Source organism: Pseudomonas helleri (assembly GCF_001043025.1).
Classification (GTDB): Bacteria; Pseudomonadota; Gammaproteobacteria; order Pseudomonadales; family Pseudomonadaceae; genus Aquipseudomonas; species Aquipseudomonas helleri.
This window is the reverse complement of the sequence record NZ_JYLD01000017.1, coordinates 71,409-96,615: the sequence shown is the minus strand read 5'-3', so window position 1 is coordinate 96,615 and position 25,207 is coordinate 71,409. Positions and strand designations below refer to the sequence as shown.

The window sequence follows — 25,207 nt, the reverse complement described above, 5'->3', positions numbered from 1 at the left end:
GACGCCCGCCCCTGTCGTTTACGGGCTCATAAAAATAAATTCGGAGACTTCCATGAACGTTTCTACCACCCCGTACCAAAATGCCCGCCTGCTGATTGATGGCGAATGGGTCGAGTCGCAGACCACCGAGTGGCACGACATCGTTAACCCGGCCACTCAGCAAGTGCTGGCCAAAGTACCGTTTGCCACCCTTGATGAAGTCAACGCCGCCATTGCGGCCGCGCAACGCGCTTTCCAGACCTGGAAGCTCACGCCCATCGGCGCGCGGATGCGCATCATGCTCAAGTTGCAGGCGCTGATCCGCGAACACTCCAAACGCATCGCCACCGTCCTCAGTGCTGAACAAGGCAAAACCATTGCCGACGCCGAGGGCGATATTTTCCGTGGCCTGGAAGTGGTCGAACACGCGTGCTCCATCGGCACCTTACAAATGGGCGAATTCGCAGAAAACGTCGCAGGCGGCGTCGATACCTACACCCTGCGCCAACCTATCGGCGTGTGTGCGGGCATTACCCCTTTCAACTTCCCGGCCATGATCCCGCTGTGGATGTTCCCGATGGCCATTGCCTGCGGTAACACCTTTGTTCTCAAGCCTTCCGAGCAAGACCCGCTGTCGACACTGATGCTGGTCGAGCTGGCGCTGGAAGCGGGCGTGCCACCGGGTGTGCTTAACGTGGTGCACGGCGGCAAAGCGGTGGTAGACGCGCTCTGCACCCACACCGATATCAAAGCCGTGTCGTTTGTCGGTTCAACCGCCGTCGGCACTCACGTCTATGACCTGGCCGGCAAGCACGGCAAGCGTGTGCAGTCGATGATGGGCGCGAAAAACCACGCCGTGGTACTGCCTGACGCCAACCGTCAGCAAACCCTCAATGCACTGGTCGGCGCCGGTTTTGGGGCGGCCGGCCAACGCTGCATGGCCACCTCGGTAGTGGTGCTGGTGGGCGCGGCTAAACAATGGCTGCCGGACCTCAAAGCGCTGGCGCAAAACCTCAAGGTCAACGCGGGCAGCGAGCCGGGTACGGATGTCGGCCCAGTGATTTCCAAGCGTGCGAAAGAACGCATCCTGGGGCTGATCGAAAGCGGGGTCAAAGAAGGCGCGGTACTGGAACTCGATGGTCGCAACATCAGCGTGCCGGGCTTTGAAGACGGCAACTTTGTCGGCCCGACCCTGTTCTCGGGCGTGACTACCGACATGCAAATCTACACTCAGGAGATCTTTGGCCCGGTGCTGGTGGTGCTCGAAGTCGATACCCTCGACCAGGCCATTGCTCTGGTCAACGCCAACCCGTTCGGCAACGGCACCGGCCTGTTTACCCAAAGCGGTGCGGCGGCGCGCAAGTTCCAGAGCGAAATCGACGTGGGCCAGGTCGGCATCAACATTCCGATCCCGGTGCCGGTGCCGATCTTCAGCTTCACCGGTTCGCGCGGTTCCAAACTTGGCGATCTGGGCCCGTACGGCAAGCAAGTGGTGCAGTTCTATACTCAAACCAAGACGGTCACCAGCCGCTGGTTCGACGATGACAGCGTGAATGATGGCGTCAACACCACCATCAATCTTCGTTGAGGGCACGACCATGAACATCGCATTTATTGGCCTCGGCAACATGGGCGCGCCCATGGCGCGCAACCTGCTCAAAGCCGGGCATTCGTTGAACCTGTTTGACCTGAACAAAGACATCCTCGCCGAACTGGCGGCGCAGGGCGGGCACATTAGCGCCTCGCCACGTGAAGCCGCACAGGGCGCTGAGCTGGTGATTACCATGCTGCCAGCGGCGGCCCATGTACGCAGCGTGTGGCTGGGTGAAGACGGCGTATTGGCCGGTATCACCGAAGGCGTGCCCGCGGTGGATTGCAGCACCATCGACCCGCAAACCGTGCGCGACGTTGCCGCCGCAGCCGCCAAGCAGGGCGTGCACATGGCGGATGCTCCGGTGTCCGGCGGCACCGGCGGCGCACAATCGGGCACCCTGACCTTTATGGTCGGCGCCAACAAAGCGTTGTTCGACACCTTGCACCCGGTGCTGTCGCAGATGGGCCGCAACATCGTCCATTGTGGTGAAGTGGGCACCGGCCAAGTGGCCAAGATCTGCAACAACCTGGTGCTCGGGATCTCGATGATCGCGGTCAGCGAAGCCATGGCGTTGGGCGCGGCATTGGGCATCGACAGCCAAGTACTGGCGGGGGTGATCAACAGCTCCACCGGGCGCTGCTGGAGTTCCGAGGTGTACAACCCGTGGCCGGGCATTGTTGAGACGGCCCCGGCATCACGCGGCTACACCGGTGGTTTTGGCGCCGAACTGATGCTCAAAGATCTGGGGCTGGCCACTGAGGCCGCGCGTCAGGCCCATCAGCCGGTGGTGCTGGGCGCTGTGGCGCAACAGTTGTATCAAGCCATGAGCTTGCGCGGAGAGGGCGGCAAAGACTTCTCGGCCATCATCAACGGCTACCGCAAACCCGAATAGGGTTTTCCAGGGAATCCGCGTCGGGCGGATTCCCTGGGTTTTACCGGATGCGATCAGGCAAAAACGAAATACTTGCGCACGGTTTCAACCACTTCCCACGTGCCTTTCATCCCCGGCTCAATCACAAAAATGTCACCGGCCCGCAGATGGATCGGCTCTTTGCCCTCCGGGGTGATGATGCAATAGCCTTCACGGAAATCGCAGTACTCCCACTTCACATACTCCACGTACCACTTGCCGGGCGTGCAGATCCACGTGCCCATGATTTTGTTGCCGTCCTCGCTGGTGTAGGCGTTGAGGTTGACGGTATGCGGGTCGCCTTCGAGCTTTTCCCATTTGCAGGCATCCAGTACGGGCAAAGGATGCGTGTCGCGAAGTACGGTAATCGGCGCAGACATAAGAACTCCGTTGAGGGTGTGAGACACAAACCTCACCCTAACGGGCCTTGCGCGTGGGCAGATGCCTGGTTCCGACACTCAGCGGCCCGAATACGCACCCCCAGATACGCAAAAGCCCCGGCACTTGAGGGTAAGTGCCGGGGCTTTTTAATTGCGCGTCGGGATTAGTGGCGGTTAACCAGCGTTTTGCCCATGCGCAGACGCACGCGGTAGAACACGTAAATGATCAGCAACCACACCGGCATCGCATACACCGAAGGGCGAACGTCGGGGATCATCCAGATCACCGAGACGATCACCGCCATGAACGCCAGGCACAGCATGTTGCTGAACGGCGACCAGAACGCTTTGAAGCCAGGCTCCACGCCGCGCTGGGCCATCGCCTTGCGGAACTTGATGTGGGTGAGGCTGATCAGCGCCCAGTTGATCATCAGCGAGGCAACCACCAGTGCAAACAGCAGCTCCAGCGCTTTGTGCGGCGCCACGTAGTTGACCACCACACACAACAACGTCACCAGCGCCGACACACCCAGCGCCCGCAATGGCACGCCATTTTTGGTCAGCTTCATCAGCACTTTCGGCGCATCACCTTGTTCGGCCAGGCCAAACAGCATGCGGCTGTTGCAGTACACGCCGCTGTTGTACACCGACAGCGCGGCGGTCAGCACCACAAAGTTAAGGATCTGCGCTGCGGTGTCGCTGCCGATCAAAGCAAAAATCTGCACAAACGGGCTGCTGCCGTAGGCATCGCCACCGGCGCCCAGCGTGACCAGCAACTGGTCCCACGGGTACAGCGCCAACAGCACGGTGAGTGCGCCCACGTAGAAAATCAGAATCCGGTACACCACCTGGTTGATGGCTTTGGGGATGACTTTTTTCGGCTCGCTGGCTTCGGCGGCGGTGATACCCACCAGCTCCAAACCGCCAAAAGAGAACATGATGAACGCCATGGCCATTAGCAGCCCGGTGCCGCCGTTGGGGAAGAACCCGCCGTGGCTCCACAGGTTACTGATCGACGCTTGCGGGCCACCGGCGCCGCTGAACAGCAGGTAGCAACCGAGCACGATCATGCCGAGAATCGCCACCACCTTGATGATCGCGAACCAAAACTCCATCTCGCCGAAGACTTTGACGTTCAGCGTGTTGATCAGGTTGACCAGCACAAAGAACACCACGGCGCTGACCCACGTCGGCACCTCGGGCCACCAGAACTGGATGTATTTACCCACGGCCGTCAGCTCGGCCATGCCCACCAGTACGTACAGCACCCAGTAGTTCCAGCCCGCCAGGAAGCCCGCGTAACCGCCCCAGTATTTGTGCGCAAAGTGGCTGAACGATCCCGCCACCGGCTCTTCAACGATCATTTCGCCCAGCTGGCGCATGATCAGAAAGGCGATAAAACCGGCAATCGCATAGCCGAGAATCATCGACGGTCCCGCCGACTTGAGCACGCCTGCCGAGCCCAGAAACAGCCCCGTACCGATCGCGCCGCCCAAGGCAATCAGCTGAATATGGCGGTTTTTCAAGCCGCGTTTGAGTGTGACCGGGGGGGAGTTAGCGTCAGCCATCGGTTGCCCTGTTGGTTGGTGTATTCAGTGTGTTGATGCCATCACCCGGATGCCTTGGGTGCCAGCAAGCCGGGGATATTACTCTTGGTAAAAATTCAGGCATACAGGCGAAGGCGTCTCTGGGAGATTTCTTACAGATTTAATTCGTCGATAACGCCTCAAACAAGGCCTTGGCGTAAGCCGGTAATTGTTCAAACGAACGGGCGCACAGTAACAATTTGCGCGCCGCCCACGGCTCGCTCAGGGGCAAAACGCTGAACGTGGGCGGCGCTTGCCAGCGTTCAATCGTGGCCTTGGGCACAATGCCCAGCCCGGCGCCCCTGGCCACCATGCGCACCACACCGTCAAACCCTTCTGCGCGGATCCGCACCTGCATGCGCGTGCCTGCATGCAGCGCTTGTTCCTCCAGATACACCGCCAGCGCGCTATTGGCCGACAGCCCGACATAATCATGGCTCAGGGTGTCTGCAAACGTCAGCGCGGGTTCTTGGGCCAGCGGGTGGTCCTGCGGAATCACCAGCACCAGCGGGTCGTCGCGAAAAGGCCGGGTGTACAGGTCGTGGGTATCCACCGCGGTGGACACCACACCAATGTCGGCGGCGTTCTGGCGCAAGGCGTGGGTAATGCGCAGGCTGGTAAGTTCTTGCAGGTCGACACTGATGGCCGGGTGCTGGTGCACAAAATCGGCCAGCAACTCCGGCAGGTACTCCGTGAGGGCGGCGGTATTGCACAACAGGCGCACCTGGCCTTTAAAGCCATGGGCGTACTCGGCCATGTCGTGATGCACGCGCTCGACCTGTTGCAGCAACAGCCGGGCATGTTGCGCCAGGGCTTGCCCGGCGGGTGTCGGGCTGACGCCTCGGCGGCTGCGCTGCAAACACTCAACCCCAAACGCGGCCTCCATGGCACGAATGCGCGCACTGGCGGCTGCCAGCGACAAATGGCTGAGGCTGGCGCCCGCCGTAATATTGCCCGCCTGCACCACATTCAAATACAAGCGCAGATCAATCAGGTCGAAATGCATATGTCGTGTACGCCTCAATTCAACTGTAGGAGCGAGCTTGCCTCGCGATCTTTTGATCTTTTAAAAAGATCGCGAGGCAAGCTCGCTCCTACAGGGGGGGGTGTTCTGCCTATGTCTAAACAAGAGTCTGGCTCAATGTATGACGCATTTTCAAACCTTGCGCCATCCCCCAGCATGGCCACATGAATACATTAATCGCGTACTACCAACACTTGGGCTGGGCCTTGTCACTGCTGGTTATGATGACTTTTCTGCTGGCGGGCACGGTCAAAGGCATGATTGGCCTGGGCTTGCCCACCGTCGCCATGGGCATGCTCGGCCTGGCTATCGCTCCGGCGCAGGCTGCGGCCTTGCTGATTATCCCTTCCATCGTCACCAACACCTGGCAACTGGTGGCCGGCGGGCAACTGCGCGAGCTGATCAAGCGCTTGTGGTCCATGCAAGTGGGCATTCTGCTGGGCACCGGTCTGGGCGTGCTATGGCTGAGCGTCGACAGCGGCGGTTGGGCCGTGCGCGCATTGGGCGCGGCTTTGTTGCTGTACGCCCTGGTCGGGCTGTTTCTACCAGCCCTGCACGTGCCGGCGTCTGCCGAGCGCTGGGCGGGACCGGTCTGTGGGTTGATCACAGGCATCATCACCTCGGCCACCGGCGTTTTTGTGATTCCTGCTGTGCCGTACTTGCAAGCCCTGAGCTTGAACAAAAACCAATTGGTCCAGGCCTTGGGTTTGTCTTTCAGCGTCTCGACCCTGGCCCTGGCGGCCGGGCTTTATTGGCGCGGCGCGTTGGGCGGTGGCGAACTGAATGCCTCGGTGCTGGCGCTGTTGCCCGCGATGCTGGGCATGTGGCTGGGGCAATGTTTGCGTCAACGCATCAGCGCCGCGTTGTTCAAGCGCGTGTTTTTTGTCGGCATGGCGGTGTTGGGTGCTCATTTATTGATCAGCGGCTAAAGCTGCTTTGCAACAATCTGATAGTTATTCGTGATCTGCACGCAAAGGTAATTTGCTTTAGCGCGGGTTTTTCCTAAAGGCTGGGCTCTATATCGTGGCCCTACGTTTTAATCCTTTAAGACCCCCGTGCCGCTCAACAGCGCTGAGGGTTAATTCCTGAAGAGGCTGCTCATGAAAAAAATTCTGTTACTCAATGGCGCTAAAAAATTCGCCCACTCTGATGGCCGCTACAACCTGACCCTGCACGACACCGCGCTGGCCTTTTTTGATCGTCAAGGCTTTGAAGTCAAAGTCACCCACATCGACGAAGGCTACGACGTGGCCGAAGAAGTCGAAAAATACCTGTGGGCCGACGTGGTTATTTACCAAATGCCGGGCTGGTGGATGGGCGCGCCGTGGATCGTCAAAAAATACATCGACGAAGTGTTCACCCAAGGGCATGGCAAGCTCTACGCCAGTGATGGCCGCACCCGTTCCGACGCGTCCCAGCGTTATGGCAGCGGTGGTCTGATTCAAGGCAAACAGTACATGCTGTCGCTGACCTGGAACGCTCCGCAGCAAGCGTTTGAAGACCCGGCCGACTTCTTTGAAGGCAAGGGCGTGGACGCGGTGTACTTTCCGTTCCACAAAGCCAACCAGTTTTTGGGCATGACCGGCTTGCCGACCTTTCTGTGTGTCGACGTCATGAAACGCCCGCAACCGGACGTTGATGCGGCGCGTTACGAGCAACACTTGAGCGAAGTCTTCGGCTTGTAACCTGCCTGAAAGCTGCTCGTAGTCGCTGTCGAGGCACGAGGCTGCGAGGGAGCCACCTTATTTCACGACGGCTTTGCAGCCGATCGCAGCCTCGTACCTCGTCAGCGGCTACTATCAGTCGTTACCAATGAGGGGCACGTGTGAAAGCCAGATCCGATGAGCTGCAAATATTTGTCTCGGTGATTGAGTGCGGCTCGATCTCCGCCGCCGCCGAGCAAGCCGGGCAAACGCCTTCGGCCGTCAGCCGCACGCTGTCACGGCTGGAGGCCAAGCTCGAAACTACGCTGATCAACCGCACCACGCGGCGCATGGACCTGACCGAAGAGGGCAAGTTCTTCTTCGAGCAGGCCAAGTTGATTCTTGAGCAAATGGACGAGCTTGAAGAACGCCTCATCTCGCACCAGCGCACACCGTCCGGGCGTCTGCGCATCAACGCAGCGGCGCCGTTCATGCTGCACGCCATCGTGCCGTACCTCCCCGAGTTCCGGGCGCTGTACCCCGAGATCCAGCTGGAACTCAACAGCAACGACCTGATCATCGACCTGCTAGAGCAAAGCACCGATATCGCAATCCGCATCGGCACGCTGGCGGACTCGACCTTGCACGCCCGTTCATTGGGCTGCAGCCCGCTCAACATTCTGGCCAGCCCCGAGTACATCGCCCGGCACGGTGTACCCAACAGCGTGGCCGAGCTGGCCAACCACACCCTGATCGGCTTTACCCAAAACGACGGCCTCAACCAATGGCCGTTGCGGTTTGCCCAAGGTGATCGCTGGCCTATCCAGCCGGCCATCAGTGCCTCTAGCGGCGAAACCGTTCGCCATTTGGCGCTGCAAGGGCAGGGCATTGCCTGCCTGTCGCACTTCATGACCCACGAAGACATCAGCGCCGGGCGCTTGCAGGTGCTGTTGGGCGAATTCAACAGCGGCTATCGCCAGCCCATTCATGCCGTGTACTACCGCAACTCGCAGTTGGCGTTGCGCATTCAATGCTTTCTGGACTTTATCCAGACCAAGCTGGCGAGCTATGCAGCGCCGTATTTCAAAGACTGACGGGCTTACTCCTACAGACGTTTAAGGCCAACACCCACACATATAGCAACGTCTGCACCTGACGCATCGCTTTCTATTGAGTGAAGTTTCCGAGAGAATCCCGACCGCCTTGCGGCGCTCGATAGGCGTGGATAGTCTCGCTGAGTCACTGACAATCAGTGACCGGCTTTGACAGGCCTAACAGAACTAGCTGGGCGGCGTCATAAACAGTTCATCGTGTTATGGCGGCTGTGTGCGGGGCACTTTCGAGTGCGCCGGGTTTTGCTAGCTCCCCCGGTCTGTCAAACCGCACATAGCTGCCACCTGTTCCGTTTGACAGCGGGGGGGATGGTAGCTCCACACGTTTGGAGCCCTAGCATGAGTAAAATTGTCCCCGATCCACCCCTAAATTCCCTTAATACCGCTGCTCACTCCTGTACCTCACTGTTCGGTATCAACTCCGGCATTGGTGCGCGTGACGCGCTGACGCAGGTTTCGCTGTTGCTTAAAGGCGCTGAACTCAACGCCGACGATATTGGCTCGCACCTCAGCGGCTTTGAAGCCGAGCAACTCTGGCGTATTACCCACAGCGTCGAGCTGGCGCGTGGCGTGGTCGATGCACTGCTGGCGGACCAACCACCCGCTTAGGTGCGGGTGCAGGCGGCAAGGTGTAGAGGTTGAACACCTTCGCCGTCTGCGGCTTTTGTGTAGCGCTGCGCAGTTTTCCTTTTGCTGTTTGAAATTTTTGACGAAATCAGACAAGGTTCGGCAACAGTTGATAACAATAAAAGGAAGTAGCGAATGCGTATTGTGTGGTTCAAAACCCTGGCTTTGACGGCGGCCATTGCCGCCAGCTCCTCGGCGTATGCCGTCACTCTGGAAGGCGGCGCAGTGGCTGCACCGGATCAATACGGCGCTGAAGTGGCAGCGCAAATCCTCAAAAAAGGCGGCAACGCGGTCGATGCCGCCGTCGCGACGGCTTTCACCCTGGCCGTGACTTACCCCGAAGCCGGCAACATCGGTGGCGGCGGTTTCATGACTTTGTTCATTGATGGCAAACCCTACTTCCTCGACTACCGCGAGACCGCCCCCAAAGCGGCCAGCCGCGACATGTACCTCAATGACAAAGGCGAAGTCATCGAAAACCTCAGCCTGGTAGGCTCCCGTGCGGCGGGCGTGCCGGGCACGGTCATGGGCTTGTGGGAGGCGCATCAGCGCTTCGGCAAATTGCCATGGGCCGAGTTGATCACCCCGGCCGTGGGTTACGCAAAAAATGGCTTCAAGGTGGCCGATCAGCAATTCCAGTACCGCGAAGATGCGCTGGCGCTGTTTAACGGCACCACAAACTTCGGCGATTACTTCGGCACCATGAAGCCGGGCGAAACCTTCAAGCAGCCAGAACTGGCCAAGACCCTGGAGCGCATCGCTGACAAAGGCGCCAAAGAGTTCTACCACGGTGAAACCGCCGACCTGCTGGTCGCGCAAATGCAAAAAGACAAAGGCCTGATCACCAAAGAAGACCTCAATGACTACAAGGTCAGCTGGCGTGAGCCGATGCGTGTCGATTTCCGTGGCAACACCTTGTACACCGCGCCGTTGCCCAGTTCGGGCGGCATCGCCTTGGCGCAACTGATCGGTATTAAAGAAGACCGTGCGGCAGACTTTAAAGGTGTGGAGCTGAACTCGGCCCCGTACATTCACCTGCTGGCGGAAATCGAAAAGCGCGTGTTTGCTGACCGTGCCGATTACCTGGGCGACCCGGACTTCGGCAAAATGCCGGTGGCTGAGCTGACCGACCCGGCGTACATCGCCAAGCGTGCGAAAGAAGTGAACCCGAAAGCGATTTCCGAAACCGCCAAGGTCAAACCGGGCCTGGAACCGCATCAGACCACGCACTTCTCCATCGTCGATAAAGACGGCAACGCCGTGAGCAACACCTACACCCTGAACTGGGATTACGGCAGCGGCGTTGTGGTTAAAGGCGCGGGCTTCTTGCTCAACGATGAAATGGACGACTTCAGTTCCAAGCCGGGCGTGGCCAACGCCTTTGGTGTGGTGGGCGGCAATGCCAACGCCATCGAGCCGGGCAAACGCATGCTGTCGTCGATGAGCCCAAGCCTGGTCACACGCGATGGCAAGGTCACACTGGTACTCGGCACGCCGGGCGGTTCGCGGATATTCACCTCGATCTTCCAGGTGCTGAACAACATCTACGACTACGACCTGCCGCTGGAAAAAGCTGTGGCAGCGCAGCGCGTGCATCACCAGTTGTTGCCTAAAGACACCATCTACTACGACGCTTACGCACCGCTGACCGGCAAAGTCGCGGATGAGCTCAAAGCTATGGGCTACACCCTGGAAGATCAGGGCTGGAACATGGGCGACATCCAGGCCATCCGTGTTAACGGCACCGCCCTGGAAACCGCCTCCGACCCACGTGGCCGTGGCGTAGGGCAAGTCGTGAAGTAACCTCTTAACTCTGTAGGAGCGAGCTTGTCTCGCGATCTTTTGATCTTTTTAAAAGATCGCGAGGCAAGCTCGCTCCTACAGTTTTCTCACTTTCTGCGCAATTTGTTACCATCCATTTCTCGTTTTCTCCCTTCGCATCTCCCGTCTTTTAGGTAACCCATGAAATTCTCACGTCTGCGCGCTGATGTCCTGGCCGGGCTCACGACGTCATTTGCCTTGCTGCCCGAGTGCATTGCCTTTGCCCTGGTGGCTCATCTCAACCCGCTGATGGGCCTGTATGGCGCGTTCATTATTTGCACCATTACCGCGCTGTTCGGTGGTCGACCGGGCATGGTGTCCGGGGCTGCGGGCTCGATGGCGGTGGTGATCGTGGCGCTGGTGGTGCAACACGGTGTGCAGTACCTGTTGGCGACCGTGCTGCTGAGCGGGCTGATCATGCTGGCGTTCGGGCTGCTCAAACTCGGCAAGCTGGTGCGCATGGTGCCGCACCCGGTGATGCTCGGGTTCGTGAACGGGCTGGCGATTGTCATTGCCATGGCGCAACTGGATCACTTCAAAGATGGCGACACCTGGCTCAGCGGCATGCCGCTGTACGTGATGATCGGCCTGGTGGCGCTGACCATGGCCATTGTCTATTTATTACCGCGCCTGACCCGCGCCGCGCCGCCTGCGCTGGTTGCGATCTTGAGCGTGGGGCTGGCGGTGTACTTTTTGGGTCTGCCGACCCGTACCCTCGGTGACATGGCGCACATTGCCGGGAGTTTGCCGACGTTTGCCCTGCCAGATATCCCGTGGAACCTCGACACCCTGCGCATCATTGCGCCGTACGCGATCGTTATGGCGGTGGTGGGGCTGCTGGAAACCCTGCTGACCTTGAACCTGACCGACGAAATCACCGAGTCCCGGGGTTACCCGGACCGCGAGTGCGTGGCGCTCGGGGCGGCGAACATGGTGTCGGGGGCGTTCGGTGGCATGGGCGGCTGCGCGATGATCGGGCAAACCGTGGTCAACCTCAGCTCGGGCGGGCGAGGGCGGCTGTCGGGGGTGACGGCCGGGGTGATGATCTTACTGTTCGTGCTGTTTTTGTCGCCGTTTATTGAGCGAATTCCGCTGGCAGCGCTGGTCGGGGTTATGTTCGTGGTGTCGCAACAGACCTTCGCTTGGGCCTCTTTGCGGGTGCTGAACAAAGTCCCGTTGAACGATGTGCTGGTGATTATTGCGGTCACGGTCATCACCGTCTTTACCGACCTGGCGGTTGCGGTGATGTGCGGCGTTATCATCGCGGCACTCAACTTTGCCTGGCAACAGTCGCGGCAGCTGTATGCCGAGACGTCGGTGCAAAGCGACGAGAGCAAACTGTACCGGGTTCACGGCACCTTGTTTTTCGCCTCGACCACGGCGTTTCTCAAGCTGTTTGACCCGACCGAAGACCCCGCCAGCGTGACCCTGGATTGCAGCCAGTTGAGCTTTGTCGATTACTCGGCGATTGCCGCGCTGGACACGTTGCGCGAGCGCTACCGTAAAGCGGGCAAGCATTTGCGCGTTGTGCACGTGTCGGAGCGCTGCAAAAAACTGCTCAAGCGCGCCCGCGTGCCTCACGTTTAACACCCTCTCCCGTGGGAGAGGGTTTCTAAAGGTCGGTTACACCTTAAAGTGGCTGACCATTGCTTGCAGTTGTGTCCCCAGTCGCGCCAGTTCAACGCTGGACTTGGCGGTTTCATCACTGGCCGCAGCCGTTTGTTCTGACACGTCACGCACGTTGAGGATGCTGCGGCTGATCTCTTCCGCCACGGCACTTTGCTGCTCGGCCGCTGCGGCAATTTGCTGGTTCATCGACTGAATATTCGACACGGTGCGGGTAATGCCCTGCAACGAAGTGCCGGCCTGGCGGGTCAGGTTCACGCTGCTATCGGTCAGGGTGCGGCTGTTGTTCATGACCACGGCTACTTGTTGAGTGCCACTTTGCAGCGCCGCGACCAGGGTTTGGATTTCTTCGGTGGAGTTTTGCGTGCGCTGCGCCAAGGCCCGCACTTCATCGGCCACCACCGCAAACCCACGCCCGGCATCACCGGCACGTGCGGCCTCAATCGCCGCGTTAAGCGCCAACAGATTGGTCTGGTCGGCCACGGCTTTGATCACGTCCATGACGCTGCCGATCTTGTCGCTTTCTTCTTGCAGCACAGCCATGGCCTGGGTCGAACGACCGACTTCCACGGCCAGGCGCTCGATCTGGTCAATGGCCTGATTGACCACGTTGTCACCGGCGCGGGCTTCGTCGTCGGCGGCCGCTGCGGCGTGGGACGCTTGCTCGGCATTGCGTGCGACTTCTTGCACGGTCGCGGTCATTTCGTGCATGGCGGTGGCCACTTGATCGGTTTCGACCTTCTGGCTGTTGACCCCGGCGCTGGTCTGCTCGGTGACCGCAGACAACTCCTCAGCTGCGCTGGCGATTTGCGTGACGCCGTCGCGAATCCCGCTGATCAAATCACGCAGGGTCGTGCCCATGCGCGCAATGCCTTGTTGCAGGATGCCCAAGTCATCGCGGCGAGTAACCTGCAGGTTGTGGCTCAGATCACCGCTGGCAATGCGCTCAACGACGTCCAGGGTTTCACGCAGCGGGCGGGTGATCTGACGGGTGATCACGACCGCCGCCACCACGCCCAGCAGCAAGACCAGCAAGGTGCTGATCAATTGCAGGCGGTTGGCACTGGCGCTGTCGGTGTCACGGCGTTCCAGCTGAATGTTGTACAGCTCGGTGCTGCGGCTAACGATGCCGTTGCCGTAGTCCGTCATGTCTTTGCGGCGGTCGATAATGCTGTTGTCAGTGTCAGTGAATACTTGCAACGCCTGGGTGTACTCAGCCATGGCATCACTTAACGCACGCAAGGTGTCAGCGGCGCTGGTGCTGAAAAAAGCGTTCAACCCCGCAAGGCTGGCCGTCGCAGCGGCCAGTTGGCTGCGTGCAGCTTGTTCGGTCGCAGGTGTTGGCGAGGCAATGTAGGCGCGGCCCAGATCACGGGCCATCAGGAACTGTTCGCGCACTTTGGTGACCGCCTGGTACTGCTCAAAACGGCCTTCTTCGCCCGCCGGGCGTTGCAAGGTGCGGGCATCCAGCGTGGCGATGTCGGCCAGCGTCGCTTTGGCGCTGCGATCCATGCGCTCACGCGACACCGCAGACTCAACGTAAGCCTTGCGCATCGCCACCAGGGCGCTTTGGTAGCGGGTGATGAGGTCGTGTTGCTCGTTCAGCAACTTGAGGTTTTCGGGGCTCTTGAACGTGCCCAGCAGTTGTTTTTGCTGCGCCTCAAAGGCCTCCAGGTTGGTCTGCACGTTCTGTGCGGCGGTTTCATCGCCATTGGTCAGCATGTACTGCAAACGTGCAACCCGCAGGTTGGTCAGCGCACTGTTGAGTTGCGTGATATCGGTCATCCAGTTACTGCGGTCAATCAATGTCCCCAGGCTGAACCAATTGCTGATTGCCATCAGGCAGGTGAGGGCCAAAACCAGGCCGAAGCCCAAGGCCAGTTTCATGTTGACGCTGATGTTGCTCAGCCAACTGTTCATTTTAATCTCCAGGAACGGTGCGCGCAGGATCTGTTCTCGCTGGAGGGTTTTGTTTTTTTGGCCCAGCAAAATACGTGTGTTGAGCTGTATCGGCGGCGTTGAGCAGAGCTGAAACGTTTTTTGATGCGCAATGATCAGTGGTTAAAAAGGTCCTCCAAAACGGCAATCAAAGGTGTGTTTAAAGACTTTTTTCACATTTGCTTCACCTGCCTCCTACACCCGGATTTCTAGACTATGTTCAGTTTGGGAAAAGCCTTGCTATGCAAGACTGTTTTCTTACCAGCGGGATTGTTCACCCATCCATTGTCATATTCGCGTTATAGGGTGGCAGCGACTGTTGTTCACTGACTGCCATAGGGGCGTTCTACGTGATTTTGAGTCTTCGTTTAGCGGGTGCTAAGCGCGCATTACTGCGCAAAGCGTTCGCGCGTTATCGAAATGCACTGGTGGTGGTCGTAGCGACGGGGTTGACCGTATTTATTACCCTTCAATTGCTGGCGCCTGCACCTGCGCCCAATCTGGCGTTGCCCGGCAATGCCAGCCGGGTGCTGGCACTTAAACAAAGCTGGGCTAAAGGCGATGTGATTGCGCTGGTTCGTCACGGCGAACGTTGCGACCGCACCTCGACCCTCTGCCTGGGGCCTGAAGACGGCATCACCGTGCACGGCGAATCCGTTGCCCAGGCGCTGGGTTATGAGTTCCGTCAAATGGGGCTGGCCCATGCCGATATCTACAGCAGCTTGCTGACCCGCTCACGGCAGACGGCAGACGCGATGTTCGTTCGCCCGGTTGAGGCTCAAGACTGGGTGTTCAACTGCCGAGGCAAAATGCTCAGCGACGTGCTCAAGCACAAAGTCCCGGGCCGCAACCTGGTGCTGGTCACCCATAGCGAATGCATGGACGAGCTTGAGAGCCAGATGCATGTGCCCACAGAGACTACCTTCAGCTATGGCGCTTCGTTGTTTCTCAACGTAGAGGGCGCCAGCGCACAGCCGCAAATGCTCGGTTATGTCGAAACCAAAGACTGGAACGCCATCGTGCCGCCAGGCACCCTGCCATCTGGCCATAGCCTCGAAGCCTCACGGTTTTAACACCTGATCAAAAGATCGCAGCCTGCGGCAGCTCCTACAGGAATACACGCTTGTAGGAGCTGCCGAGGAACGACGGCTGCGATCTTTTGACCTAGAGGATCAAGCCAACACACGATTCCAATTGTCTTCGACCGGCAGCGGCACGTCCCTGAGTTCCTGGGCCACGGCTTTTTCGATGTCGTCAGCGCTGAGTTCTTTCTCATCAAGCCACGGCCACGTGGCATCCGCATCGCGAAAGTTGAGCTGGTCGTTCAACTGCTGACACGCGAGCGCGAGCAAGTGCATCAGCACCCACTGGCTGGTGAGGTACGCCTTCTGTTGCACCGGGCTGCGGTTGAGCAGGGCGGTGACCTCTGTCACCTGCGGGTTTGGCCACGCGCTGCTGCGCAGGTTCCAGACCAGCGCGCCGTTGTTCGAGACGTCTTTGTCGGCCAGTGCCGGGTCGGCGCTGACCTCGATGCTCAGCTTTAAATGTTGATGCTCAAGCTGGTCAATCAGATAACGGGCGAGGCCGGATTGGCGCAGGTACGCCGTCGCGGTCTTGTAGGCCAACTGAGCATCATAGTCGCTCAGGCTCTGGCTGGTAATGCTGATGGTCATGGCTAGCTCCTTGACTGGGTAACGTCCAGCACAGGGAGCGTAGCCAATGTGCCGTAATCGGCCACGCCAAGTGTCGTTCTATTGCCGCGGATCAATCTTCTGAAGCGGGCGCCAGCGTCACGAAGTAAAAGTGATGACGACCAACACTGACCGTGTCCAGCACCTTCAGCGCCACACCCGGCACCTCGGTTTTGTCGATAACCGCGATATTGTCGGGCGACTCAGCCAAAAACGCCTGCAACTCGGCGGCTGAGTTCAGCGTGTGCGGCAGTTGCTGGCTATAAAACACAACGGCCCCCAGACGCTCGTCCGGTTGCAGCAGGGCGATGTGTTTGCCGCTGGCTTGCAGGCTAATGACCTGCGCGGCCACGGGCTGGAAGGATTCGCTGCGATCGGCGCGCGGCGCCCACACCGCCGCAGAGATCAGGTAGGTGGTGACAACCCCGGCCAACAGCGCGATGGCCAGCGAGCGATGGTAGTCGCTCAAAAACTTGGCGATGGCCGAGTCCTGGCTTTTCTTGCGCAGCCATTGCAGCACCACCCCGGCGTACTCGGCAGCGATCACGGCGGCCGCCGGGGTCAGCGACATCAAGTACACCGCGCGCTTGCTTGAGGCGATGTTGAGCATCAGGTATTGCGCCAGCAGCCACACGCAGAAAAACAGCAGGTAAGGGTTGCTGCGCAATTGCTTGCGGAAATGCCACAGCCCCAGGAACGTCAGCAGGTTCCACGGCAGGAAGCTTTCGGGCAGTTTGCGCAGGTAATAGTAGAAGGGCTCGTAGTGCCCGGCTTCGACAAAGGAGCCGCTGAAACGGCCAATGCTGTTGGTCAATACCACTTCGCTGACCGCTTGCAGCCCGCCACGTTGATACAGCACACACAGCCAGATCAGCAGCGGGATCAAACCCACCAGGGTCATCAGGGCCGGACGCAGCCAGTCATTCACGGCAAAGCGTTTGTTGATCAGGCTGTCACACAGCAGATAGGTAAAAATCACCACCCCCGGCAAGGCCAGGCCGAACACGCCTTTGCTCAAGGTGGCAATGGCAATCCCCGCGGCAAACAGTAACCAGCTACCGGCCGCAAAGCGCGGCTGGCGGCTGGCCTGGTAAAACGCCAGCAGCGCTATGCTGACGCCCAAGGTCAGCAGCGAATCTTCACCGACCTGGCGCGCATTCGCCCAAAAGCTGCCCATGGTGGCCAGCATCGCGGCAGCCGTCCAGGCCATGGCTGTCGGCCGACCAAAACGGCGCAGCATGGTGAACAGCAGCATGATGCTGCACAGCCCGGCGATGGCGGATGCCAGGCGCACGGCAAACAGTTGGCCGCCAGACAGCTGGATCGCCGTCGCATCGAGCCACAGGCTCAGGGGGGGCTTTTCAAGGAAGGGTTCATTCAGCAGGGACGGGGTGACCCAGTCCTGACTCAAGTGCATTTGCATGGCAATCCCGGCGACCCGGGATTCGGTGGAACCTTGCAGATGGTGGTTACCCAAGGCAAAAAACATCAACACACAACCGAGCAGCAGTAACAGCAGAGCGGGACGAGTCAGACGCATTGGGTTACCAGGCAATATTTCAGTGAATAATGCGCTGGAGTATAGGAGGGGAAAGTTTAACAAAATGTGAAAAATGGCCGATTCAGGACTTTTTGCCCCGTGAAGGCACCGCAGTGCTTGCAGGCTTCATGTTTATTCCTGACCCGGCGATGACCGGGTCAGGATCACTCTCAGAACGTTGCTTTGACCTGCAGGCCTGCGACCAGTGCATTGCCCCGGCTTTTGCCGTAGAACGCCCCCGGTTCGATGATGTATTGCACATCCGGACGCAGTAGCAACCACGGCGTCACTTGCGCGCCGTAGTTGAGTTCCAGCAACTGCTCGCCGCTGTCGAGGTTGGCAATCATGTTGGCTTGCTCCGGGTTGGCAGCCGCAGCTTCTTGCACGTCACGCGAGCGTGAGTTGAACACGGCGCGCCCGTAAGCGAAGGCGATGCTGTCTTGCGGGCGGCTGGCAAACGGCTTTTGTTTCACCAGGCCCACTGCGTACCAACGGCGCATGGCCGAGGTCGCGGCATTGCTGGTGGCGGCCTGGCCAAAGGCGCGCAGGACGCTTTCGGGGTCTTGCTCATCACGCCAGATCGCCTGGTCGACCAGTACGTAAGCCCCGGTGCGATTGTTGGCTTTTTGCGTGCTGCCAATTTTCGTGGTGTTGGAGGTGTCGTAGTACCAGCCCGCTTTGTATTGGCCGCTCAGCCAGGCGTTGTGGTTGTAGATCGCTTCCAAGGGCAGGATGGCGCCGGTGGTGCCGCGGGTGGTCATGGTGAACGCTTCGGAGGAGCGACTGTTGTACTCCGGGTTGACCTGGAACACAGCGGTTTGCAAGGTCAGCGCCGGGCTCACGGTGTAGCGCAGTTCAGCGCCCCAATGAGGTGTCGGGTAGTTGCTCCAGCCGCTGCCGTTAGACATGGTCAACGGGTGGGCGCAGAAACCGGCGTTAACAAAACTGGTCAGCAGCGGCATCCCGCCAAAGTCGTTGCCCATCGCCAGAAAGCCGAGCTTGGTGGTCAGCGCCGGGCTGAACAGCGTGCGCTGATAGCTGAATTCAGACAGCCGCGTGTACTGGCCGCCGTAGTTTTCTTGCACCGGCAGGCGGTTGCCCACCAAGTCTTCCGAGGCGCTATGGCCGCGACGGTCGTTGACGGTGATCTGCACCAGACCTGCGTCCGGGGTGTCGAGCAACTTGCTCAGGTCGAACTGGGCGCCGATGCGCACTTGCTGCGAATACCGCGTGCCGTGCTTGATCCCGCCATGCAGGTTGGTAAACGTTTCGGAGTTGTAGTCGCCGGTCAGCTTAATGCCTTTGTCGATCAGCTTTTGGCGTTCGCCGCCCCAATCGCCGGTCAGCGTTGAGCGATTCATCAGGTCGTCAGAGGTGTCTGCAAGCGCACAAGCGGGGGCGAGGGCCAAGAGTGACAAGCCGCTGCACAGGCCGGAAGTCAGCAAGGCGCGGGAAGAAAAAAACATCTAAAAGTGCTCCTTCAAAAGCGGTGTCGCAAAGCAGGGGGCGACACGATGTCGCACAGTATGAACTAGTTAGTTCATAAAATTAATATTTCGTCATATTGCCGCGACGAGAGGATGCGGTTCGCTGTGAAGGTGAAAACGCGCAGTTTTAGCGAGATTTCGGCGCATATGTCGGCATGTTAGGTAACGATTTTCTGCTTGTTTTAGCCGGGTCACTGGCGAATCGTCCGCGCTCTTTCGACGTATTCCCAGGTAATAGACTCTGATGAGCAGCGCTAAACCCATGATCGGCACCAAGGCTTTGTCCGCAAACCTTAAGCGCGGTCGCCTGGAGGTTGAGGTCAATGCATCGACTTTTGAGCCGCAGGCCCTGTTCCGTTTCGCTGAACGGCGTAACCCCAAGCGCGCCTTTTTGTTTGTCTCGTGTGTGTTGGGGCGGCACATCCCAGCCCGGCCGTCGTTGATGGCCGAGTGTTTCGAAGCGCTGGCTGCGCAAATCTCTGCTGACTTGCCCGGCCCGGTGCTGGTCATCGGCATGGCCGAAACGGCTGTCGGCCTCGGCGCTGGCGTGCACCGCGCCTTGGCCCGCACGCGCAACGACAGTGTTTATGTGTGCAGCACCCGGCATCCAACCGGCAGCGCGGTATTTGCCCGTTTTGAAGAAGAACACAGCCACGCCACTTCGCATTTACTGCACCTTCCGCAGAATGCACATGCCCGCGCCCTCATGTTGACGGCCCGCTCACTGGTGCTGGTGGATGACGAAGCGTCCACCGGCACGACCTTTATCAATGTGTATAACGCTCTGGCTGACGCCGGGCTTGAGTCGATTGAACGCATCGTTAGCGCAACCCTCACCGACTGGTCCCAGGGTGCGTTGCGCAAGGCTAAAGGCAGTCACGCTAGCAGCGTTTCACTGCTCGCCGGGCGCTACACGTTTGTCGAAGATGCACACGCCGAGCTGCCAGAAATGCCCAGCGTCGGCACAGTGGGCCAAGGTCATTGGCCACTTGAGCCTGATCGAGGCTGGGGGCGCATGGGCGTGTGCGAACACCGCGACACGCTGGCCCCCGAGCTGCATGTCGCCCCCGGCGAGCGGGTTGTGGTGATCGGCACCAGTGAGTTTGTCTGGCCGCCTTTTTTGCTCGCTGAGCGGCTGGAGCGTTCGGGCGCTGATGTGCATTTCAGCGCCACCAGCCGTTCACCCATCGCCTTGGGGCACGCCATCGACCATGCGCTGTCATTTCGCGACAACTATGGTCTGGGCATTCCCAATTTTTTATACAACGTCGCCCCCGGCCAGTTTGACCGTGTGCTGATTTGCAGCGAAACCCCGGCTGCTGCGCTGGACCCTGTGTTGCTGAGGGCATTGAATGCGCAGGTCATTGTTTATGGCCATTAATCGCCCGCTGGTGTTCGTTGACCTCGACGACACGTTGTTTCAAACCGCCCGCAAAATGGCCGAAGGGCCGCGCTGCACCGCCACGCTTGATGCTTTTGGCCAGCCCAATGGCTTTATGAGTGCGACGCAGCAGGGCTTTGTCGAGTGGTTGCTGGTCACCACCGACGTGGTTCCCGTGACTGCGCGCAGCGTTGAGGCGTATCAGCGGGTGCAGCTTCCATTCGCGCACGGGGCCATCTGTGCCCACGGTGGCGTCATCCTTAGCGCAGAAGGTGTGCCCGATGGCGACTGGCATGCGCGCATGTGCCACGAACTGGCGCCGGAGCAGGCGCGTTTGCACCGCCTGAGCGAGCAAGCCCGGTCGATTGGCGCAGAGTTGGGCTTCTCGCTACGCAGTTGGGTGGTGGAGGAGCAAGGCCTGGCCACTTACGTGATGACCAAACACAGCCATGAAACCGATCAGGCGCTGCTGGTCGTGCGCGCAGAGGTCAAGGCGCGGGGGTTACTCAACGGCCTGAACGTGCAAGGTAACGGCAACAATCTGGCCTTCCTGCCGTTGGCGCTGCAAAAGCGCGAAGCGGTGCGCGAGTGGATTCGCCGCGATCAGGCACTCAACGGCAAACGGCCATTGCTCGGCTTTGGCGACAGCGTGTCAGACCTGGGCTTTATGGCCGAGTGCGACTGGTGGGGCACCCCAAAACGCGGCCAACTGGCCAGCCATGTGTGTGCGAGCGTGGACCATGCGTAATTTTTGTGCGGGTTTGAATACCGTCGGCAGCGGCAGTTACGGTCGTGATGATGTGCACTTTTTACTGCGTGCGATGGACATTAAAGCCACCGATGTGCAGGAAAAAGAGCACCTGATCCAGACCCGACAGCGCCACTACTCCGAAATGATCAGCCAAGAGCATGCGCCCTCTCAGCCTCATCAAAATCTCTATCGACGGGCGCTGGCGCAAAATGCGGCGCGCATGGCCACGGATGCGCAAGCCTTGGCCAACGCTTTGAACGAACGTTGCACCGGCAGCACCCTTGCGCTGGTGTCATTTGTGCGCGCCGGGGTGCCGCTGGGCGTATTACTGCGCCGGGCATTGCTTGAAGCCGGTCGTGATGCCCGGCATTACGGGGTCAGCATTGTCCGTGACCGTGGCATCGACAACGTGGCCCTCGAAGCGGTCATCAAGGCCCACGGGGCCGAAAACATTGTCTTCGTTGATGGCTGGACGGGCAAAGGAGCAATCAGCGAGCAACTGCGGGAGAGCCTTGCCGCCGATTCGCGCTTTGCACCCCGGCCGCGTCTGGTGGTGTTGGCAGACCCGTGTGGGCGTGCCTGGCTGGCGGCGTCTGCTGAAGACTGGCTGATCCCCTCGGGGATTCTGGGTGCCACCGTGTCCGGTCTGGTATCACGCTCAATCTGGTCGCCAGAACCCGGCTTGCACGGGTGCGTGATGTACCCCCATTTGGCTGGGCATGACGTGACCATGAGTTTTATCCACAGTATCGAAACCGAACGTGCCCGGTTAACCAGGCCCGCCAGCGCTCAACCCTGGACGTTGGCACAGAGCTGGGCGTTGCAACGCCGCGCGCAAAGTGTGCTGGACGGTATCGCGGAGCGCTTTTCGGTACTTAACAGCAACCGGATCAAGCCTGGCATTGCCGAGGCGACCCGTGCCGTCATGCGCCGCGTGCCCGAGCAGGTGCTGGTGCGCCGGCGTGACGATCAGGACGTGCAACTGTTGATGCACCTGAGCCGTCAGGCCAACATCGAGGTCCGCGAAGTCGGTGACGAACTGGGGCCGTATCGCGCCCTCACCGTCATCAGGAGCATGCGCTGATGATCAAGCATTCTCCCTATGCCTTGGGTGCCACGCTGTACATGCCGGCCACCCGGACTGACCTCCTGGACGTGGTGTCTGGTGAAAAAATCCAGGGGTTGCGTTCGCTGGTGCTGTGCCTCGAAGACGCCGTGGCCGCCACCGATGTGCAACAGGCACTGACCAATCTCAAACACCTGCTGGAGGCTATCGAGGCGCGGGGCGGTCGACCGTTCGGCGGGCCGATTCTGTTTATCCGGCCGCGTGACAGCCGCATGGCGGCGCAGCTCAATGAATGGCCATTAATGCGCCACGTCGATGGATTTGTTGTGCCTAAACTGTGTCTGAGCAACTTGCGCGAGTGGCAACAGGCCGTGGCCTGCGACGACTTGATGTTGATGCCAACCCTTGAAACACCTGAGGTCTTTGACCCTGGCGCCATGGTTGAATTGCGCAGCGCCCTGCTCGAACACTTGCCGGGGCGTATCATTGCCCTGCGCATAGGCGGTAATGATCTGATGGGCTCTCTGGGGTTGCGTCGTTCACCGACGATGACGCTTTACAGCACACCGATGGGTTACGTTATCCCGATGTTATGCGGGATCATGGGCTCTGCGGGGTTTGCGCTGACGGCGCCGGTGTTTGAACAGCTCAACGCGCCGCAGTTGCTGGAGCAGGAGTTGGCGCTGGATATCGCCCACGGACTTGTCGGTAAAACCGCGATCCATCCGGGGCAAATTGCAGTTATCCACAGGGCGCTGCAAGTCAGCCTTGAAGATTTCAACAGTGCGCGCCAAATACAAAGTGATGCGGCGCCTGCGGTGTTCAAGTTCAACGATGCAATGTGTGAACCTGCGACCCATGGCAAATGGGCGCAAATGATTATTGAACGAGCGCATTGGCAAGGGGTTCGCCCCGAAATGACCCGCTCGATAGACCCTTTTTGGAGGCAGCCTGCGATGGGCTGAAGCAATCGGTTGAATGAAGTTTTAAATACGCCTGAGAAGGGCAAACAGGTCCTGTCGGCTTTCGATTTTGATGGCACGTTGACCTATCACGACAGCTTTGTGCCCTTTTTGCGCTTCGCGTTTGGCAACCGCTTGTTCGCGATGCGGCTCTTGCGAATGATCCCGGCGACAACCGCTTATTTGCTGGGCCGGATCAGCCGAAATGATTTGAAAGAAAAACTCATCACGGTCTATCTCACCGGAGCCAAGGAAGCATGGGTGGCCGAGCGTGCCGAAGCATTTTGTGACGCTTCCTGGCAGCAACTGATGCGACCTTTGGGCTTAGTATCGGTCGCCTCCGAGCTTGAACAGAAGGCCATCGTGACCATCTGTTCGGCCTCGCCAGAGCTGGTGCTCAAGCCCTTTGCCAAAAAGCTCGGTATCGCGCTCATTGGCACCCGGCTGCAATCGGTTGATGGCGTGCTGACCGGAGAGATCGACGGCACCAACTGCCGATGCGAGCAAAAAGTCATTCGGCTGGAGGCCCGGTACGGGCCTTTGGATCAATACACATTACGTGCCTGGGGAGACACCCGGGGCGACGAGCAAATGCTGGGGGCAGCCCAAGAGCCACATTGGCGCGAGTTTCATGCGCTGTGGCGTCGCAAGCGGCCATTGGATGTGTGTCTGCGAGAGGAGCTTTGAGCAGAACAGACCAAGACTCAGCAGTGACTGTCGGCCCCCGTCCCTGAGTTCAGACAAGGAAAGGAAACGCTACATGGCTATTTCGTTGTCAAAGAACCAAGCGATATCCCTGGAGATGGAGGCCGGGGCGGGGCTAAAAAAAGTATCTATTGGGTCGAACCTGACCTGCAACGCGCCCCTGGTGGTGTGTTTATGACCCTTCTGGCGCCGGGCGCCAACACGGGCGTTAATACGCAAACCTTGAACGTGACCGTCAGCTACAGCCCTGTGCCGTGCGCGGAGCTGGACGTTTCGGCATTCCTGCTCACTGCGTCGGGCAAGGTGCGTGGCGACAACGACATGTGCTTCTTCGGCCAGAAAACGGTCAACAATGGCGCGGTCAAACTGCTTGAGTCCGGCCCCGGTCGGGCAGTGTTCAGCCTCGACTTGCAGGCAATTGATCCCGCAGTCGACAAAGTCGCATTGACCGCCACCGTTTATGAAAACAAGGCTAAATTCTCGGCATTTCCCCATCTGACCGTGGCGGTGAGCAGCGGCATAGAGGCGCCGATTCCGACGCAGGGCATGGCGGAAACCGCATTGATTTTGGGTGAGTTCTATCGTCGCCAGGGCGCGTGGAAATTCCGCTGTGTCGCTCAGGGCTTTGCTGGCGGCCTGGCCCCCTTGGCGGAACACTTCGGTATGGAAATTGACGCCCCGGTCACGCCATCCCCTGCGCCTGTGGTGCCGGCTCCTGCAACCCGAGTCAACCTGTCAAAGGTCACCCTCGACAAGCAACGCCCCTCCATCAGCCTCGTTAAAAATGACGGGGATTTCGGTGAGATCAAAATAAACCTCAACTGGAACCGGGCTCCGCAAAACAGCGGCGGCGGTGGCTTTTTTGCAGCGTTGCTCGGCAAATCAGGCGGTATCGATCTGGATGTGGGTTGCCTGTACGAGCTGCAAAACGGCCGCAAAGGCGCCGTCCAGGCCCTAGGTAATGCGTTTGGCGAATTTGCCGATGAGCCGTTTATTCAACTGATGGGCGATGACCGTACCGGAGCCGCCAGCGATGGCGAGTGGCTGCGCATCAATGGCAAACAGTGGCACGCAGTACGACGGGTGCTGGTCTACGCGTTCATCTACAAAGGCGCGCCGAACTGGGAGGCCACTGACGGCGTCATCACTTTGTACATGCCGGGCGAACCGCCTGTCGAAGTGCGCTTGAGCGAAGAGGGCGGTACCAAAGGTATGTGCGCTGTCGTCTTGCTTGAAAACATTGGCGGCAGCGTCAAGGTCAATCGCAAGGTTGAGTTCTACAATGGCCACTCAGACATGGACACGGCCTTTGGCTGGGGCATGCGCTGGGCTGCCGGGTCTAAATGACCGCGATATAACGACCGCCGAAGTTGGCGATTTTGAT

General features: G+C 59.3%; 22 protein-coding genes and 1 pseudogene. 15 read left to right on the top strand and 8 right to left on the bottom strand.

The window, feature by feature from the left end:
* Positions 1–52: 52 nt before the first annotated feature.
* Positions 53–1,567 (top strand): CoA-acylating methylmalonate-semialdehyde dehydrogenase, encoded by a 1,515-nt coding sequence (locus TU84_RS22230; protein WP_048373001.1) that lies wholly within the window; start codon positions 53–55, stop codon positions 1,565–1,567.
* Positions 1,568–1,577: 10 nt separating this feature from the next.
* Positions 1,578–2,465, top strand: coding sequence for a 3-hydroxyisobutyrate dehydrogenase (mmsB, locus tag TU84_RS22225; protein WP_048372999.1), 888 nt, complete (start codon positions 1,578–1,580; stop codon positions 2,463–2,465).
* A 53-nt stretch (positions 2,466–2,518) separates the two neighbouring features.
* Here the strand turns inward: mmsB and TU84_RS22220 are convergent, their stop codons facing one another.
* From TU84_RS22220 to TU84_RS22210, 3 genes are all read right to left on the bottom strand, one after another.
* A complete protein-coding gene (locus TU84_RS22220; protein ID WP_048372997.1) occupies positions 2,519–2,863 on the bottom strand; it encodes a cupin domain-containing protein in 345 nt (114 codons plus the stop codon).
* A gap of 164 nt (positions 2,864–3,027) precedes the next feature.
* The gene (locus TU84_RS22215; RefSeq protein ID WP_048372995.1) at positions 3,028–4,431 is read right to left on the bottom strand and encodes an amino acid permease; all 1,404 of its coding nucleotides are present in this window, start codon (positions 4,429–4,431) and stop codon (positions 3,028–3,030) included.
* Positions 4,432–4,570: 139 nt separating this feature from the next.
* Positions 4,571–5,455 carry a LysR family transcriptional regulator gene (locus tag TU84_RS22210; RefSeq protein ID WP_048372994.1) on the bottom strand — a complete coding sequence of 295 codons (885 nt, stop codon included), beginning with the start codon at positions 5,453–5,455 and terminating at the stop codon, positions 4,571–4,573.
* A 182-nt stretch (positions 5,456–5,637) separates the two neighbouring features.
* On the opposite strand from TU84_RS22210, the gene TU84_RS22205 reads away from it, so the two are divergent.
* The 6 genes from TU84_RS22205 to TU84_RS22180 all read left to right on the top strand — a co-directional run bounded on the left by TU84_RS22205 (position 5,638) and on the right by TU84_RS22180 (position 12,263).
* Positions 5,638–6,402 carry a sulfite exporter TauE/SafE family protein gene (locus TU84_RS22205; RefSeq protein ID WP_048372993.1) on the top strand — a complete coding sequence of 255 codons (765 nt, stop codon included), beginning with the start codon at positions 5,638–5,640 and terminating at the stop codon, positions 6,400–6,402.
* Positions 6,403–6,573: 171 nt separating this feature from the next.
* Positions 6,574–7,158, top strand: coding sequence for an NAD(P)H-dependent oxidoreductase (locus TU84_RS22200; protein ID WP_048372992.1), 585 nt, complete (start codon positions 6,574–6,576; stop codon positions 7,156–7,158).
* A gap of 140 nt (positions 7,159–7,298) precedes the next feature.
* The gene (locus TU84_RS22195) at positions 7,299–8,210 is read left to right on the top strand and encodes a LysR family transcriptional regulator (protein WP_048372989.1); all 912 of its coding nucleotides are present in this window, start codon (positions 7,299–7,301) and stop codon (positions 8,208–8,210) included.
* 357 nt (positions 8,211–8,567) lie between these two features.
* On the top strand, positions 8,568–8,837 hold the full coding sequence (locus TU84_RS22190) for a hypothetical protein (RefSeq protein WP_048372987.1): 270 nt from the start codon (positions 8,568–8,570) through the stop codon (positions 8,835–8,837).
* Between the two features lie 153 nt (positions 8,838–8,990).
* Positions 8,991–10,658, top strand: coding sequence for a gamma-glutamyltransferase (ggt, locus tag TU84_RS22185; protein ID WP_048372986.1), 1,668 nt, complete (start codon positions 8,991–8,993; stop codon positions 10,656–10,658).
* Positions 10,659–10,817: 159 nt separating this feature from the next.
* Complete coding sequence (locus TU84_RS22180; RefSeq protein ID WP_048372983.1) at positions 10,818–12,263, top strand: SulP family inorganic anion transporter; 1,446 nt, start codon at positions 10,818–10,820, stop codon at positions 12,261–12,263.
* 36 nt (positions 12,264–12,299) lie between these two features.
* Here TU84_RS22180 and TU84_RS26800 read toward each other — a convergent pair whose 3' ends face one another.
* Both TU84_RS26800 and TU84_RS26795 read right to left on the bottom strand, forming a co-directional pair.
* Complete coding sequence (locus tag TU84_RS26800; RefSeq protein ID WP_371928891.1) at positions 12,300–13,163, bottom strand: methyl-accepting chemotaxis protein; 864 nt, start codon at positions 13,161–13,163, stop codon at positions 12,300–12,302.
* A pseudogene (locus TU84_RS26795) lies at positions 13,155–14,087 on the bottom strand (methyl-accepting chemotaxis protein); the annotation flags it as partial. The pseudogene TU84_RS26795 and the gene TU84_RS26800, both read right to left, overlap by 9 nt.
* Before the next feature lie 503 nt (positions 14,088–14,590).
* On the opposite strand from TU84_RS26795, the gene pmrG reads away from it, so the two are divergent.
* Positions 14,591–15,313: a lipopolysaccharide core heptose(II)-phosphate phosphatase PmrG gene (gene pmrG, locus TU84_RS22170; protein WP_048372974.1), complete on the top strand. Its 723-nt coding sequence runs from the start codon at positions 14,591–14,593 to the stop codon at positions 15,311–15,313.
* A 99-nt stretch (positions 15,314–15,412) separates the two neighbouring features.
* Here the strand turns inward: pmrG and TU84_RS22165 are convergent, their stop codons facing one another.
* From TU84_RS22165 to TU84_RS22155, 3 genes are all read right to left on the bottom strand, one after another.
* Positions 15,413–15,913, bottom strand: coding sequence for a hypothetical protein (locus TU84_RS22165; RefSeq protein WP_048372966.1), 501 nt, complete (start codon positions 15,911–15,913; stop codon positions 15,413–15,415).
* A 91-nt stretch (positions 15,914–16,004) separates the two neighbouring features.
* Complete coding sequence (locus tag TU84_RS22160; RefSeq protein ID WP_048372964.1) at positions 16,005–17,471, bottom strand: ArnT family glycosyltransferase; 1,467 nt, start codon at positions 17,469–17,471, stop codon at positions 16,005–16,007.
* A gap of 170 nt (positions 17,472–17,641) precedes the next feature.
* Positions 17,642–18,937, bottom strand: coding sequence for a carbohydrate porin (locus TU84_RS22155; protein WP_048372962.1), 1,296 nt, complete (start codon positions 18,935–18,937; stop codon positions 17,642–17,644).
* A gap of 265 nt (positions 18,938–19,202) precedes the next feature.
* Here TU84_RS22155 and TU84_RS22150 point away from each other — a divergent pair, with 265 nt between their 5' ends.
* The 6 genes from TU84_RS22150 to TU84_RS22125 all read left to right on the top strand — a co-directional run bounded on the left by TU84_RS22150 (position 19,203) and on the right by TU84_RS22125 (position 25,170).
* Positions 19,203–20,339: a phosphoribosyltransferase domain-containing protein gene (locus TU84_RS22150; RefSeq protein WP_048372961.1), complete on the top strand. Its 1,137-nt coding sequence runs from the start codon at positions 19,203–19,205 to the stop codon at positions 20,337–20,339.
* Complete coding sequence (locus tag TU84_RS22145) at positions 20,329–21,087, top strand: trehalose-phosphatase (protein WP_048372957.1); 759 nt, start codon at positions 20,329–20,331, stop codon at positions 21,085–21,087. The genes TU84_RS22150 and TU84_RS22145 overlap by 11 nt, the downstream gene beginning before the upstream one ends.
* On the top strand, positions 21,080–22,174 hold the full coding sequence (locus TU84_RS22140) for a cysteine protease StiP domain-containing protein (RefSeq protein WP_048372955.1): 1,095 nt from the start codon (positions 21,080–21,082) through the stop codon (positions 22,172–22,174). The genes TU84_RS22145 and TU84_RS22140 overlap by 8 nt, the downstream gene beginning before the upstream one ends.
* Positions 22,174–23,121, top strand: a complete 948-nt coding sequence (locus tag TU84_RS22135; RefSeq protein ID WP_048372953.1) for an HpcH/HpaI aldolase/citrate lyase family protein — start codon at positions 22,174–22,176, stop codon at positions 23,119–23,121. The genes TU84_RS22140 and TU84_RS22135 overlap by 1 nt, the downstream gene beginning before the upstream one ends.
* Before the next feature lie 9 nt (positions 23,122–23,130).
* Positions 23,131–23,805 (top strand): HAD family hydrolase, encoded by a 675-nt coding sequence (locus tag TU84_RS22130; RefSeq protein WP_048372951.1) that lies wholly within the window; start codon positions 23,131–23,133, stop codon positions 23,803–23,805.
* A gap of 192 nt (positions 23,806–23,997) precedes the next feature.
* A complete protein-coding gene (locus TU84_RS22125) occupies positions 23,998–25,170 on the top strand; it encodes a TerD family protein (RefSeq protein ID WP_048372950.1) in 1,173 nt (390 codons plus the stop codon).
* The last annotated feature ends 37 nt before the right edge of the window (positions 25,171–25,207 follow it).